The sequence below is a fragment of the Campylobacter lanienae NCTC 13004 genome, from assembly GCF_002139935.1.
Lineage (GTDB): Bacteria > Campylobacterota > Campylobacteria > Campylobacterales > Campylobacteraceae > Campylobacter > Campylobacter lanienae.
Genome location: NZ_CP015578.1, coordinates 49,284 through 64,952, shown reverse-complemented (window position 1 = coordinate 64,952; position 15,669 = coordinate 49,284). Strand labels below are relative to the sequence as shown.

General features: G+C 37.1%; 14 protein-coding genes. 13 read left to right on the top strand and 1 reads right to left on the bottom strand.

The genetic code is table 11. The features are described from left to right. Window position 1: 1 nt before the first annotated feature. Window positions 2–2,293 (bottom strand): carbon starvation CstA family protein, encoded by a 2,292-nt coding sequence (locus CLAN_RS00315; protein ID WP_100591030.1) that lies wholly within the window; start codon window positions 2,291–2,293, stop codon window positions 2–4. A gap of 494 nt (window positions 2,294–2,787) precedes the next feature. On the opposite strand from CLAN_RS00315, the gene CLAN_RS00310 reads away from it, so the two are divergent. Genes CLAN_RS00310 through CLAN_RS00250 form a run of 13 tightly spaced genes read left to right on the top strand, consistent with a single transcriptional unit; the run spans window position 2,788 to window position 15,620 of the window. Beyond that, window positions 2,788–3,150, top strand: coding sequence for an NADH-quinone oxidoreductase subunit A (locus CLAN_RS00310; RefSeq protein WP_086234956.1), 363 nt, complete (start codon window positions 2,788–2,790; stop codon window positions 3,148–3,150). Continuing rightward, window positions 3,141–3,647, top strand: coding sequence for an NADH-quinone oxidoreductase subunit B (locus CLAN_RS00305; protein WP_086225610.1), 507 nt, complete (start codon window positions 3,141–3,143; stop codon window positions 3,645–3,647). The genes CLAN_RS00310 and CLAN_RS00305 overlap by 10 nt, the downstream gene beginning before the upstream one ends. Then, complete coding sequence (locus CLAN_RS00300) at window positions 3,640–5,322, top strand: NADH-quinone oxidoreductase subunit D (protein ID WP_100590287.1); 1,683 nt, start codon at window positions 3,640–3,642, stop codon at window positions 5,320–5,322. The genes CLAN_RS00305 and CLAN_RS00300 overlap by 8 nt, the downstream gene beginning before the upstream one ends. After that, window positions 5,319–5,810 carry an NADH-quinone oxidoreductase subunit NuoE family protein gene (locus tag CLAN_RS00295; protein WP_086228674.1) on the top strand — a complete coding sequence of 164 codons (492 nt, stop codon included), beginning with the start codon at window positions 5,319–5,321 and terminating at the stop codon, window positions 5,808–5,810. Before CLAN_RS00300 ends, CLAN_RS00295 begins: the two co-directional genes overlap by 4 nt. Then, a complete protein-coding gene (gene nuoF, locus CLAN_RS00290) occupies window positions 5,797–7,011 on the top strand; it encodes an NADH-quinone oxidoreductase subunit NuoF (RefSeq protein ID WP_096024469.1) in 1,215 nt (404 codons plus the stop codon). Before CLAN_RS00295 ends, nuoF begins: the two co-directional genes overlap by 14 nt. A gap of 3 nt (window positions 7,012–7,014) precedes the next feature. After that, window positions 7,015–8,394 (top strand): NADH-quinone oxidoreductase subunit G, encoded by a 1,380-nt coding sequence (locus CLAN_RS00285; protein ID WP_100590286.1) that lies wholly within the window; start codon window positions 7,015–7,017, stop codon window positions 8,392–8,394. Next, window positions 8,391–9,665, top strand: coding sequence for a complex I subunit 1/NuoH family protein (locus tag CLAN_RS00280; RefSeq protein WP_100590285.1), 1,275 nt, complete (start codon window positions 8,391–8,393; stop codon window positions 9,663–9,665). The genes CLAN_RS00285 and CLAN_RS00280 overlap by 4 nt, the downstream gene beginning before the upstream one ends. Further along, entirely contained in the window at window positions 9,655–10,152 is a 498-nt protein-coding gene (locus CLAN_RS00275) for a NuoI/complex I 23 kDa subunit family protein (protein WP_086226884.1), read from the top strand. Before CLAN_RS00280 ends, CLAN_RS00275 begins: the two co-directional genes overlap by 11 nt. Then, the gene (locus CLAN_RS00270) at window positions 10,152–10,646 is read left to right on the top strand and encodes an NADH-quinone oxidoreductase subunit J family protein (protein WP_100591029.1); all 495 of its coding nucleotides are present in this window, start codon (window positions 10,152–10,154) and stop codon (window positions 10,644–10,646) included. The genes CLAN_RS00275 and CLAN_RS00270 overlap by 1 nt, the downstream gene beginning before the upstream one ends. Continuing rightward, window positions 10,639–10,947 (top strand): NADH-quinone oxidoreductase subunit NuoK, encoded by a 309-nt coding sequence (nuoK, locus tag CLAN_RS00265; protein WP_086225602.1) that lies wholly within the window; start codon window positions 10,639–10,641, stop codon window positions 10,945–10,947. Before CLAN_RS00270 ends, nuoK begins: the two co-directional genes overlap by 8 nt. After that, on the top strand, window positions 10,937–12,742 hold the full coding sequence (gene nuoL, locus CLAN_RS00260) for an NADH-quinone oxidoreductase subunit L (protein WP_100590284.1): 1,806 nt from the start codon (window positions 10,937–10,939) through the stop codon (window positions 12,740–12,742). Before nuoK ends, nuoL begins: the two co-directional genes overlap by 11 nt. Next, a complete protein-coding gene (locus tag CLAN_RS00255) occupies window positions 12,739–14,214 on the top strand; it encodes a complex I subunit 4 family protein (protein WP_086253771.1) in 1,476 nt (491 codons plus the stop codon). The genes nuoL and CLAN_RS00255 overlap by 4 nt, the downstream gene beginning before the upstream one ends. Further along, window positions 14,214–15,620: an NADH-quinone oxidoreductase subunit N gene (locus CLAN_RS00250; protein ID WP_100590283.1), complete on the top strand. Its 1,407-nt coding sequence runs from the start codon at window positions 14,214–14,216 to the stop codon at window positions 15,618–15,620. Before CLAN_RS00255 ends, CLAN_RS00250 begins: the two co-directional genes overlap by 1 nt. Window positions 15,621–15,669 lie beyond the last annotated feature (49 nt).

The window sequence follows — 15,669 nt, the reverse complement described above, 5'->3', positions numbered from 1 at the left end:
CCTAGTGAGCGCATCCGCAGTGATGAGAGTTACAACCGGCTTTGCCCTCATAATCTTTGGCATTGAGATATGGCGATTCTGCTAGTGGGATTATAGGGTCTTTGCCGCTTATTGCCCTAGCGACGACTCTTAAAGTAGCGATCAAGACAATTATCGTAATACCCATAAATAGAGCGCATAGAATAGCGTTGATAAGGTTATTTCTAGCGATTTGACTAGCTCTGCTATAGGCTTTTTCGGCTGCTACTAGCTCTGCGTCATCTAGGGTGCCTGAATCGATTTTGACTCTTAGATCGGCGGCTTTTTGGCTATTGATTTGATATGCGGCGACATGGCTTACTGAGTCATGGACTCTATCACCATTTGCTGGAAGTAGCTTTTGGACTCCGGCACTCATAGTAGAGATCAATACCCACGCTACTGGGACGATAACAACCCAAGCTAGTTTGGCTCTTTTCATTTTAAATAATACACTAACAGCTAAAAGCAAAGCTATGCCGGCTAGAAGTTGATTACCCACACCAAATAGCGTCCATAGTGCTTTTACCCCGCCTGTTGGGTCTGTGATACCCATATATAGGATAGATCCCCAACCAACTACGCATAGAAGTGTGGCTATTAAGCCCATTGGGATTGAGCTGATATTTGCCATTGGTTTATAGAAGTTACCTAAAACATCTTGTACCATAAATCTCCCTGCCCTAGTACCCGCATCAACGGCTGTTAAGATAAATAGAGCTTCAAATAAGATAGCGAAGTGATACCAAAACGCCATTGTGCCTTCAAAGCTTGGCATTTTAGAGATTAGCACAGCAAAACCAAGAGCAAATGTAGGAGCGCCACCAGTTCTGCTTAAAATGCTTGGTTCGCCAACTTCTTTAGTAAAAGCTAGGATATTTTGTTCTATCATTTCTGGGGTAATTTTGATAATATCTCCCGCAAACGCATTTATGCTAGCTGCGGCGGCTTTGATACCGGCTAAGTAACTTTGAGTAGCTTCGCCTTGGAATACACCAAAGACCTCACCAGCACTTCTAGCTGCTGTTATAGCCTCTGTAGTGCCTAGACCTGCTGGGGCGACATTGATAGCGAAGTATAGATCTGGGGTTATGATGATAGCTGCGATTAACGCCATCACACCAACGGCTGACTCCATAAGCATTGAGCCATAGCCTACCATTTTAGCGTGGCTCTCTTTTTCTAACATTTTTGGGGTTGTTCCACTAGAGATTAAAGCGTGAAATCCACTAATTGCCCCACAAGCGATGGTAATGAATAAAAATGGAAATAATTTACCGGCAAAAACTGGCCCTGTGCCATCTGTGAATTTAGTAACCATAGGCATTGCTACTTGGATATTTTGATTACCTGCAAAATCGCCCAAACCTAAATAGATTATAATCACCGCCATAGCAAATATAACGCCGATTTTAAGGAAAGTAGATAGATAATCCCTAGGTGCTAAAAGTAGCCAAACAGGCAAAATCGCCGCTATAAAACCATAGATAATAGTGATGAAAGTCAAAGCCACTGGAGATATGGTAAATACATTAGCCCAATACGGATCAGCGGCCACATAATGACCACCCCAAAGCGATAACATAAGCATAATAAAACCAAATATAGAGGCCTCTCCTATTCTACCTGGGCGGATAAATCTCATCCAAATTCCCATTAAAATAGCGATAGGAAGAGTCATAGCAATGGTAAATAATCCCCATGGAGATTCAGCCAAGGCATTTACAACCACCAAAGCCAAAATAGCCACGATAAGCATCATAATACCTAAAATTCCAATCATTGCTATAGTTCCTACGCCTTTGCCAAGCTCCATTTTTATCATCTCGCCAAGGCTTCTACCATCTCTTCTAGTTGATAGCCATAAAACTACAAAGTCATGGACAGCACCGGCAATCACAACGCCCACAACAAGCCAAATCATACCCGGCAAATAACCCATTTGAGCTGCCAAAATCGGCCCTACTAACGGCCCAGCACCAGCAATAGCGGCAAAATGGTGGCCAAATAAGACAATTTTGTTAGTTGGGACAAAGTCACGGCCATCATTTTTTACTACTGCGGGAGTGGCTCTATTGTCATCTAGGCCTAAGACCTTTTGAGCTATGTATTTAGCGTAAAATCTATACGCGATTGAGTAGATACACACAGCTGCGACTACAAACCACAGGGCATTTACCGTTTCACCCCGATCTATTGTTAATTTAGCAAATCCAAGCACAGCCAAAAATACGACTGCCGCCCAGATAACTATGCTTAACACCTTTTTATTCATGTTACCTCCGATTAAATTATTTTGATTTTGCGATTGTAGCATATTTGTAATCAAATCTAGCCTTAAAGTGTATAAAATAGAAATATAAATTTATATTATGTTACGATTTTACACATTAAGGAGAAATTATAGGTGAATTTGGGCTATTTGTTAGAATTTGAGTTTGGAATTTAATATTTTAGCTTATATTTTTACTTTTTTTAAGTGATAATGTAAATTTAATTTAAATACAAAGCCATAAAAGCAAATTTAATTAATTTAATAAATTTATTTAAGTTTTAAATAAGATAGCTTTTAAAGTGTGAATTTATAGGCTTTATGATCTTAAATTTGAATTTATAATATTAGTAATTATAGCTAAATTTAGATAGATAATAAAATTTATTAATAATATTCTTAAACAAAAAATTAATTTCTTTATGATATTGAATTGATGGTGATCTTTTTGATACAATTGCGTCCAAATCAATAAAGTAAATTTCAAGGAAAAGGCTTTGGAGAGTAATCTTGTATGGAGTTTTTATCTCTATGTTTTCATCATTTTAGCACTTTGTGTGGCTTTTTATTTCACCAAAAAGATTGGCCCAACTGGCAAAAGCAATAGCTCAAAAGATCGAATTTATGAGAGCGGAATTGTAAATTTCTATGGCGGGATAAATTCTAGTATAAATGTCAAATACTATCTTGTGGCGATTGTCTTTGTGATATTTGATATTGAAGCTGTGTTTATGTATCCGTGGGCGGTGAGCCTTAGAGAGCTTGGCCTTTATGCTTTGGTTGAGATGTTTGTCTTTATGGCTATTTTGCTTGTGGGATTATACTATATTTATAAGAAGAAGATTTTAAGATGGGAATAGAAAATTTAGTCAAAAATGATCTAATCTTAACTAGATTAGATGCGCTTTTTAACTGGGGTAGATCCAATTCGCTTTGGCCGATGATATTTGGGACGGCCTGTTGTGCGATTGAGTTTATGAGTGCTGTATCATCAAAGCATGATTTAAGCCGTTTTGGTGCTGAAGTTATGCGATTTTCGCCTCGTCAAGCGGATTTGATGATAGTAGCGGGGACAATATCATTTAAACAAGCTCCGATTTTAAAAGAGATATATGATCAAATGTGTGAGCCAAAATGGGTTGTTAGTATGGGTGCTTGTGCTAGTAGTGGGGGATTTTATGATAATTATACCACACTTCAAGGGATAGATCAGATAATACCAGTTGATGCCTATATCAGTGGCTGTCCGCCAAGGCCTGAGGCGATAATCGATGCGATTTTAGCTATCCAACAAAAGATAAAAGCCGGTAGTATCAAAGATCGCCATAGAGATTTTAAGGGGCTTTTAGATGGTTAATTCGTTTATATCTAAATTTAATTCTAAAATCTCTGAATATAATGGCATTATCACGGCTATAATCGATAAAGAGCGTATTTTTGAAGCGGTTAAATTCGCTCGTGATGAGATGAAATATGAGATTTTGGCTGATATTGCTTGTGTGGATAATTTGAATTTAAACAATCCAAAAAGATTTAGTTTGTATTATATATTTAGCTCTTTAAAGGGTAGTAATTTTATTATTCAAGTTGATCTTGACGAGAATGAGAGCATAGCAAGCGTTAGTCAAATTTATAAAAGCGCTAATTGGGCTGAAAGAGAGTGCTATGACCAATATGGAGTTAAATTTGATAATCATCCAAACCTTAGACGCATATTAAATCATAAAGAATTTATTGGACATCCATTGAGAAAGGATTATCCTATTGATAAATATCAAATTCTAACTCAAAGTGATAGCTTGGTTGATGAGATGAGAGATCAGCTCTTAAATCTCGGTCTTGCTAGTGAAGAAAATGATGAATTTAAAATCAAATATACATTTTTAAATATCGGCCCATCACATCCTGCTACGCACGGGACGATACGCAATTTTATGGCTTTAGATGGTGAGAAAATAGCTGCTTGTGTAACTGAAATTGGCTATTTACATAGGGGATTTGAGAAGTCTTGTGAGACTCATACCTATGCCCAGATCATACCATATACCGATAGGCTAAACTACTGCTCTGCTATGCTAAATAATGTCGGATATGCTAAGGCGGTAGAGGATATCTTGGGTGTTACCTTGCCTGATAGAGCGATTTTTATGCGTGTGATTTTGGGTGAGTTGGCTCGCATTATAGATCATGAGGTTTGCCTTGGGGCTATGTTTGTGGATATGGGGGCGCTTACAAATTACTGGTATTTATATAATCCTAGAGAGAAAATTTATAACTTCTTATCTAGATTGACTGGCGCTAGATTTACAAATTCATTTGCTAGAATCGGCGGTATGGCGCATGACTTTTATGATGGTTGGGAAGATGAGCTTTTGAGCTATTTAAAAGAGGTTGAAAAGGGTCTTGATGATACTCTAACTCTTATAGAAAAAAATAGAATTTTCTTAGATAGAGTTCAAAATATCTGTAAAATAAGCGCTCAAGACGCTCTAAGCTATGGATTTACTGGACCAAATTTAAGAGCTAGTGGCGTGGATTATGATTTAAGAAAAGATAAGCCATATTACTATTATGATAGCTTTGATTTTAATATCCCTGTTGGTAGCTGTGGCGATATATATGATAGGATGTTTGTGAGATTTTATGAGATGAAAGAGAGTGTCTCTATCATCCGCCAAGCGATCAAGAGAATTCCAAATGGCGATATCTGTATCAAAGACAAAGATATAATTCTCCCGCCAAAAAGCGAAGTATATGGCAATATTGAGGCTTTGATAAATCATTTTAAAATCATTTTTGATGGGATTAAGCTCCCTGTGGGGCATTTTTATGGTGCGACTGAAGGGGGCAATGGTGAGCTAGGATTTTTCATTGTTAGTGATGGTGGTAATATGCCATATCGCTTAAAGCTTAGACCGCCTTGCTTCTATGCTTTAAACGCATTTAGCGATATGGTTAGAGGTGGCTTGATCGCTGATAGTATATTGAATTTAGGTAGTATAAATATAATTGCTGGGGAGCTAGATAGATGAGTTTTGAATTTACAAAAGATGAGCTAGAAGGCTTAAATAATCTTCGCACCAAAGTAGATGATGATAGGGCGTTAGTATTACCAGCTCTTTGGATTTTACAAAGGAGACAGGGATTTATCAGCTCTGAAGATATATTGTATTTAGAAAAAACTCTTGGGATTAAGGCTATATTCTTTGCTGAAGTTATGGGCTTTTACTCTATGTTTAATGAGAGCAAAAAAGGCAAATATGAGCTTAAATTTTGTAAAACCATAACTTGTAAATTAAGAGGCAGCGATGAAGTGATAAAAGCCGCTAGCGATCTTCTTGGGATCAAGATGGGTGAAACTACTAGCGATGGGCTTTTTAGCCTTGGGGAGAGTGAGTGCTTGGGATATTGTGAGAAGGCGCCATGTATGTTATCAAATTTAGAGCAAATCGGTGATTTGACTAAAGAGAGTATAACGGAGTTAATAGAAAGGCTAAGGAGAGAAAATGAAGGTCGTTAGTGCTAGATTTGATATACCTAATGCCAATAAAATAGAAGTCGCTAAGGCTCATGGGGCATATGCGAATTTAGATGAAATTCTAAAAATGCCAAGAATGGATATAGTAGATGCGATTGATAAAAGCGGATTAAGGGGCAAGGGCGGTGGCGGTGGCCATTGTGGAACCAAATGGAAAAATATGATAGCTTGGCCTAGCGAAAAACGATATTTGGTGGTAAATGGCGATGAGAGCGAGCCTGGGACTTGTAAAGATAAGTATATTTTCAATCTTGATCCCCATCTATTAATAGAAGGTATCATAATCTCAGCTTACGCTCTTGGTGCGTGTAGAGCCTATATCTATATTAGGGGCGAATATGAGAAAGAGTATCAAAGTATCCAAAGAGCCATTAATGAATCCAAAGATGAGAGGCGTGGCCTAGAAATTATAGTTTGTAAAGGTGCTGGGGCCTATATTTGCGGTGAGAAGAGCGCACTTTTAGAGAGTATTGAAGGCAAAAGGGGGCATCCTAGATTAAAACCACATAATAGAGCTGAGCCGGATTTTTTGTTTGGTAGTGCGTGCGTGGTAAATAATGTCGAAACCATCGCTAGCGTGCCTTTCATAGTTAAAAATGGCTGGGAAAAATATAGAAGCGTAGGAACCCCAAAATCCCCTGGTACTCTGCTATTTGCCGTAACAGGTTGTGTGAATACTCCATGCGTTAAAGAGATGCCATTTGGGACTAAAATGATTGATTTTATCAATGAATTTGGCGGTGGCGTATGGAAAAATAGAGAGCTAAAAGCCGTTATCCCTGGCGGATCATCTGCTGCGGTATTAACCAAAGATGAAGTTATGAAGGCTACTTTGGATTATGAGAATTTATGGGAGTATAAAAGTGCTCTTGGGACTGGCGGTATGATGGTTTTTGATGATACGATCAGTATGCCTAAGGTGCTTTTGAATTTGCTTGAGTTTTACACAGAAGAGAGCTGTGGGCAATGTACCCCATGTCGTGAGGGATGTGGCTGGGGAATGCGAGTTGTGGAGCGAATTTGTAAAGGCGAAGGAAGCAAAAAAGATCTACAAATATTAAAAGATATCTGCTTTATGCTAGATGGAAAGACAATTTGTGTATTTGCTCCAGCGGTAAAAGATGTAATCATAGGCTTTATAACCAAATTTGAAGATGAGTTTTTAGCGCTTTGTAAGGATTAAAATATGGTAGAGATTATAGTTGATGGCGAGAAATTTAGCGTAAATGAAAAGGGCAATCTAATCACCGAGCTAAAAAAGCATAATATTGAAATTCCGCACTTTTGCTATCATGAAGCGCTTGGCGTAAGTGGTAATTGTAGAATGTGCCTAATAGAAGTAGTAGGTCAAAAACGCCCCCAAATAGCATGTGATACACCTATAAAAGATGGTATGGAGATCAAGATAAATAGCGAGCTTACAAGGGCTGTTCAGCGTGGAATTTTAGAGCTTGAGTTTATTAATCATCCGCTTGATTGTCCTGTGTGCGATCAAGCTGGTGAGTGTGATTTACAAGATTATTATATGAAATTTGATCTACAAGACTCCAAAGTAAGTCTAGCCGATAAGGTAAAAAAAGGCAAAAGAGAGGATCTTGGCTCTTTGGTAGTCCATGATGAAGAGAGATGTGTGCTTTGTAGAAGGTGTGTGAGATTTACTCAAATATGTACCCAAACTAATGAATTAGCCGTGGGTGGCCGTGGTGAGCATAGCCATATAATGCTAATGAATGGCAAGAAAATAGACAATCCATACGCAGGAAATATAGTAGATATCTGTCCAGTAGGAGCTATGACTTCGGCTGATTTTAGATTTAAAAAGCGAGTTTGGCACCTACAAAAGACCCCCGCAATCTGCCAAGGGTGCGAAAGGGGATGTGCTATATGGATCGATAGCAATAAAGCAAAATATCAAGATAGCAAAATTTATAGATTTAGACCTAGAGAGAGTAGCGTAAATGGCTATTTCATCTGTGATTATGGCCGTTATAGCTATAAAGATGAGCAAGTAATTAAGCGTGATGATAGTGCGAAAATCTCCGCTTTGGCTCTAGATATTAGGACAAATGGCGATCAATATGATATCTTAGCTTCAAGCTCATTAAGTATTGAAGAGATGAGTGCTTTAAAGATTTTGGCTAATGAGTTTAATATGGGCTTATATGGATTTAGCGATTTTAGAGATGAGAGCTTTAAAGATGAGATTGGATTAAAGCTTAGAGTACCGAATAAAACTGCTAATCGTGTGGGATTAAATAAGCTTGGCATAGATAAAAATTTAGATAAAAAATCTAAAAATTTAATAGTTTTTCATCTTGGTAGGGATTTTGAGTTTATCAATAAATTTGAATTTGATAATCTCATCAAAATCGGCTCAAATAGCGATGCTGATATAGTCTGCGCTAGTAGCTATCACAGAGATGGCCACACCCTAAATATAGATGAAAAATTGCGATTTAGCAAGGGGGCTTTTGAGCCACTTAGCCCTAAAATTTGCGATATTATCGCTGAATTTATAGGTCGTAGGGTAGAATTTGATATGAGTATATTAAAGGCGTTTGCATGAGTGAAATTTGGCTAATTATATTTAGGATTGTGTTTATTTTGATCTTTATTTTGGCTTTGATACCTGTTTTGGTGCTATTAGAGCGTAAAATTTCAGCTTTTATCCAAGATCGCCCAGGCCCAAATAGAGCTAATATCGCCGGTATAAGGCTCGGCGGATTGATCCAAGCGATGGCTGATGCTTTAAAACTAGCTATAAAAGAGGATTTTACTCCAGCAGCTATTAGATCCAAAGCGTTATTTACTATCGCTCCGATGGTGCTATTTTTGATGAGTACGCTTACTATAGCTGTGATTCCATTTAGTGAGTATTTTAGCATTGATGGGGTCAAATACCTTATGCAAGCAATCCCATTTGATGGCGGTATGCTATGGTATTTGGGATTTGCTAGTCTTAGTATCTATGGTATTATGCTAGCTGGTTGGAGCTCAAACAATAAATACTCTCTCTTAGGCTCTTTGCGTGCAGCTAGTGGGGCTATAAGCTATGAAATTCCACTAGGTCTAGCTGTTGTGAGTATGATTATCACATATAACTCTATTAGTTTAAATGACTTTGTAATAGCTCAACAAGGCTCATTTTTAGGCCTTCCTGCGTGGGGGATATTTCTTCAACCATTAGCGGCGATTATCTTTATCATCTGTGCTTTTGCTGAGACAAATAGAGCGCCATTTGACCTAGCTGAAGGTGAAAGCGAGATAGTAGCTGGATATCACCTTGAGTATAGTGCGATGAGCTTTGCTATGTTTTTTATGGCTGAATATATCGCAATGACTGCTATGAGTGCGCTTATAGTTACGATATTTTTTGGCGGATACTCATTGCCTTATCTATCACAGGCTGATTTGGCTGCTAATTATGAGATTGTGCTACTTAGCATAGCTGGCGTGGCCACTATCTTTGGTCTATTATTTATCTGGTGGGTTAGCAAAAATAATGTTACTAGATATAAAACAGATCAAGATCATAGAAAAAAAGAGAATATCATATATTACGCCTTAACAGCTCTGATAGTGGTTATAATCGATATTATATGCTTATATTTTTATGGAAATTTAGGTGAATTTGGTGCTGAGATTGTAGCTACTGCGGTGAATTTAGTGGTATTTGCACTTAAAACCTTTATAGTGCTACTTGTATTTATCTGGGTTAGATGGACTCTACCTAGATTTAGATATGACCAAATTCAACGCTTAGGCTGGGAAAAGCTCATGCCCTTAGCAATTTTAAATATTATTATTACAGCATTGGTGGTGGTTTATGTCAGTTAAAGTCAAAAAAATCGAACGAAAAAAAATGCCACTTTTAGAGCGAATTTATATATTTTATATCATCGCTGGGATGGCTAGAACTTTTAAGCATTTTATCAGAAATTTACTCAATACCAAAAATATTGAATTCCTAGAATATCCCGAGCAAAAACCCGATGATATAAGCCCTAGATATCGTGGTCTTCATAGATTAACCAAATATGATAATGGCGAATTAAAGTGCGTTGCGTGCGATATGTGTGCTACAGCTTGTCCGGCTAAATGTATATTTATAGAAGCCTATGAAGTCCCTAGTAGCAAAGAAAAAGCCCCAAAAGTCTTTAATATAGATCTTTTGGAGTGTGTATTTTGCGGGCTTTGCGTGGAGGCGTGTCCTAAGGATGCTATAAGAATGGATAGCGGGATATTTACAAAGGTTGAAGGTAGTAGAGATAGCTTTATTAGCGATATAAATGAGCTTAGTAGTAGAAAAAGGGGAGAGTTTTGATGGAGAATTTTTTGTTTATTAACTTCTCATTTTTAGCTATTTTGGGAGCTTTGGGTTTGATTAGCTTTAAAGCACCTATCCATGGGGCTTTATCTATGATTGTCACTTTGGTGGCTATAGCTGGGTTGTATCTTTTATTATACGCTAAGACTCTATTTTTAATCCAAATAGTAGTATATGCTGGGGCGATTATGGTTTTATCGGTTTTTGTGATGATGTTTTTTAATATCAAATCAGATAGCTTATGGGCTAAATTTAGCTTTATACAGATGATTCAAGCCGCTTTGCCTTTAGTCGTTTTTGGCTTTTTGGCTTACTGGCTTGCCTTGATGCCTGGTAACTTCGAGGTAGCACCTGAGGGATTTGGAGAGATCGCACCACTTGGAAAGTATCTCTTTTTTAACTGGGGATTTAGCTTTGAGATGATTTCTCTACTTTTAACCGCTGCTTTGGTAGGGGTTGTGGCGATTTTAAAAGGCAAAAATAATGGTTGAAAATTATATATTTGTAGCGATTTTGCTCTTTGTGATTGGAATTTTTGGTGTTATTTTGCGTAAAAATATCTTTACTATTTTTATGTCTGTTGAACTTATGCTAAATGCGGTTGCTTTGCTTTTTGCGATATTTGCTAGGGTTAATTTAAATTTAGATGGTCAAGTGATTGTAATGCTAGTTATCGCTATAGCTGCAGCTGAGGCGAGCTTTGGTCTTGCGCTCATCACCTTGCTTCACAAATCAAAACAGAGCCTAAATATAGATAGCTTTAAAGAGTTAAAGGATAGCGATGCTAGTTAATATCGTAATTTTAGCACCAATTATTGGTAGTTTGTTGCTTGGGGTTTTATATCTTGCTAGAAAGAGTCTTGGATTATCTCAAGGATTCTTTGCTTTTTTGGGGATGGTTGGGCCTGTAGTTAGCTTTGTAGCTATGGCTGTGCTGTTTATTAATAGCTATGGTAGCAGCTTGAATTTGGATATATTTAGCTGGCTTGATATCGCTGGATTTAGCATAAATGTGGGATTTTATCTTGATGATCTTAGTCTGGTGATGGCGATATTTGTGGCGTTTTTAGGTATGCTTATACATCTGTATTCTATAGGCTATATGGATGGCGATGAAGGCTTTGGTAAGTTTTTTTGTTATATGAATTTATTCTTAGCCTCTATGCTGATTTTAGTTTTAGCAAATAATCCGATTTTGATGTTTGTCGGCTGGGAGGGCGTGGGCGTATGCTCATATCTATTAATCGCCTTTTATTTTAGCGATAAAGATAATGTCAAAGCCGGCAATAAAGCCTTTATATTAAATAGAATTGGCGATTTTGGCTTTTTGATTGGGCTGATTGCGTTGTATCTTGCTAGTAGTGGGGTTAAATTTGATTATATTGGCTTAAATGAAGTGAGCTTTAGCCCTGGTGTAGCGATATTTATAGCATTTTGTTTCATTACTGGAGCTTTGGCTAAATCAGCTCAAATTCCACTATACACTTGGCTACCTGATGCGATGGCTGGGCCAACTCCGATTTCAGCCTTGATCCACGCTGCGACGATGGTTACAGCTGGGGTTTATATGGTTGTTAGATTTGAGTTTTTGTTTGCTGGGCTTAGCTTGCCAATAGAAGTTTTAGCTGGGATTGGTGCGGCTGGGGCGCTCTTTGCTGGGATTATCGCTACAAAGGCTACTGATATTAAAAAGATTTTAGCCTACTCCACTATGAGTCAATTAGGATATATGTTCGCTGCGCTTAGCTACAGCTCTGGGGCTGCTATGTATCATCTATTTACTCATGGATTTTTTAAAGCGCTTCTGTTTTTGAGTGCTGGGGCCATCATTATAGCGCTTCATCATGAGCAAAATATCTTTAAAATGGGGAATTTAAAAGATAATAAATCGCTATATTATCCAATGCTTTTTGGTATGCTCGCAATTAGTGGGATATTCCCTTTTGCTGGATTTTTCTCCAAAGATGCCATTATTCTTGGGGCGCTTCTTTCTGGGCATTATACTATATTTGCTATTTTATTATTTACTGCTGGGCTTACTGCGTATTATTGTTTTAGGCTATTTTTCTTGGTATTTTACTCACAAAATCCCGCACCAAAGCAACATAAGGTGCCATTTAGTATGCTTGGGGTGAATTATATCCTTTGTCTATTTGCCTTAGGCGGTGGATTTATGGCGATATTTTTAGATATTGATCATCCAACTTTAATGGTAGAGATAGTGGCTGGAGTTGTGAGCATGGCGGTATCTGCTATTGGGATTTTCATCGCTTATAAGAAATTTTACAACTACAAAAACTGCGAAGAAAAAATGGGTAAATTTGAGAGCATTGTAGCAAATAAATTCTATATAGATGAGATATATGATCTTGTTTTTGTGGCGAATTTAAAACGAATTAGCCACTTTTTGCGTGAGATTATAGATGATAAAATTTTGTATCCGTTTGTTGAGTTTAGCGCTTTGATATTTAAGGCATTTAGCCAAATTTATGCTAGATATACTCAAAGCGGTTTAGCTAGTTCATACGCATTTTATATGCTATTTTTCATCTGTGTTATTATCATATTTTCAAAGGCTATTTTATGAGTAGTATCTTGAGTTTAATTATATTTATACCATTTTTATTGGGGCTTTTTATAGCTCTATTTTGTAATAATTTTTGGGGCAAGATTATAGCCTTTGGCGGATCTATTTTGGTTGCTATTTTGGCTATTATTATGGCCCTTGGCTTTGATGGGGCTGGTGGAATGCAGTTTGTAGATATCGTCCCATTAGTTAAAAACTATGGCATTACATATATGGTTGGTGTAGATGGGATTAATATCTATCTTATTTTGATTATTACGATATTTTTACCTTTTTTGTTTTTTGTGCTTAGGTATCAAGAAAAGGGCTTTTGGGCAAATTTGCTATTTATAGAGAGTGGGTTTTTGGCTGTTTGTAGCTCGCTTGATTTGATCTTTTTCTATGCTGGATGGGAGATGATGCTTTTGCCAATATTTATAATGACTGGCTTGTATGGTAAGAGCGTTAAAAGAGCTAAAGCTATGCTAGATATGATGTATTATGCGATATTTGGGTCGATGATTATGCTTGGGGCGATTATCTATCTTGGCGTGGCACACTATTTGGAATTTGGATTTTATAGCTTCGCTTTGGCGGATTTGGTGAATTTAAATTTAAGCCTAAGCGTAGAGCGAATACTATTTTTTAGCTTTATGATAGCTTTTGTGATTAAACTTCCTTTGTTTCCATTTCATATGTGGCTTAGCGGGGCATACACGCACTCGCCTAGCGTGGCTACCTTTATGCTTTCAGCCATTGCGTCTAAGGTGGCGGTGTTTGCGATTTTGAGATTCGTGTTGCCGATATTTTCGCTTAGCTTTGTTGAGTTTTCTAGCTATTTTGTGGCACTTGGGATATTTTCTATGATATATTTTGGGATAATTGCCCTTAGGTGCGATGACTTTAAGACTCTTTTGGCCTTTGCTTCAGCGTCGCATTTGGGCCTAATCTTAGCTGGGGTTTTCAGCCTTGATAGCGTAGCAATGAGCGGGGCGTTATATCAGATTATAGCTCACGCATTAACTAGTGGAGCGATGTTTTTGATGGTGGGTATCATCTCTAATCAGCTAGGCACTCGCAAGGTTAGTCAGCTTGGTGGTATAGCTACTAAGGCTCCGATTTTTGCTACGCTATTTGGCATTATGATGCTATCAAGCGTGGGGCTTCCTACTACCATCGGTTTTGTGGCTGAGCTTTTGATTTTAGTGGGATTATTTAAATCAAATTTAATCTATGGGATTATCGCTACAACTTCTATTATCATCGGTGCGGTTTATATGTTTGTGGTTTATCGCAAGGCGATTTTACAAAGTGTAAATGAAGTTACAGATAAATTCAAAGAGCTTAGCAAATCTCAAGTTATAGCCTTTGGTTTGGTGGCGATTGTGATATTTGTAATGGGTCTATATCCTAAGCCGATCTTAGACCTATCGCAAAGCACGATCCAAAGCCACTATGAAAAATACATAAAATCAAATTTAAAGGGGCAATAATGATAGCTTTAACACCTTTTTTACTATCAATCGCCGCTATTGTAGCTAATATATTTTTAAGCGTTACAAAAATCAATAAAATATCGCTTTTAGGTATAAATTTAGCCTTTTGGGCTCTTATTTTAATCTCGTTTTTTGTTTTTAGGGTTGAGCTTCTTAGTGGGGATTTGCCATTTTTTTGTGCTGAATTTATATCTCTTGGGCAATTTGAGTTTATATTTTGTGTGATTATAGCCTTTCTTACGATCATATTTTTGGCTACGGTATATTTTAGCGATGATGAGAGCTATTTTAAATCTGAGCTAATAGCATTAGCAAATTTAGCCGCCTTTGGTATGATGGGGATGGTAATCTCAAGCGAAATTATAACTACTTTGATTTTCATCGAGATTGCCTCCATATCCATATATGCGATGATAGCATTAAATTCAAACTCAAAAAGCATTGAAGCAGCCTTTAAATACTTCTTACTCTCATCATTTATGAGTGCGTTTTACTTGCTTGGGGCAGCTTTGATATTTGGGACTACTCAAAGTACAAAATATGAGATTCTTAGCAAACTCTTATCACCATCTTTGATTACCACAATTGGCGTGTTAATGGTGATTGCGATGATATTTTTTAAGATTGCGATTTTTGGTTTTTATCGCTGGAGTATTGATGTATATTATGGAGCTAGCACTAGTATAACTGGATATTTAGCTGGGGCGTTTAAACTAGCTAGTTTTGGGCTACTGATCAAATTTGCCCTGCTTTATAGCGGTGACTGGGATGAAATTTTAGCGATTATATTTAGCGTAATTGCGATATTTAGTATGTTTATCGGTAACTTTTTGAGCCTTAAAGAGATAGATGTTAAAAAGATCTTGATAGCTGCTGGGATAGTTCATGCTGGATATATCTTTATAAATTTAGCTAGTTTAAATGTAGAAAATCCGCTATCTGCTGGGGTGTATTATATCGCTATTTATGCTATTACAACGGGATTTGCCTTTTTACTCTTAAATGCGTTTTTTAAAGATCAAAGGGTTGAGATCGACTCTCTTGCTGGAATTTATAAGAGCTCACCGCTTGGGGCGTTGGCATTTACTCTTATCTGCCTTTCATTTATCGGATTTCCATATACGGTGGGATTTTTGGGTAAGGTTTATGTATTCTCAAGTGCCTTTGAAAGCGGTAATGCGTATTTGGCGATTTTTGGTATTATAAACACCATTATATCAGTATATTATTATCTAAGAATTATTATTAGTATATATTTTAAATCACCAACTCAAGCTATCATAATCCCAAAATGTAGAGCTGTCTGGATAGGAATTTTAAGCATTTTAGCCACTTTATTTATCGTGCTTGAAGGAGTTGGAGCTGGATCAATTTTAGGATATTTTAATCTTATAATGGGGTAAATTTGAAGTTGTTTTATATCAATTTTATAGTTTTTTGGTAAAATTACGC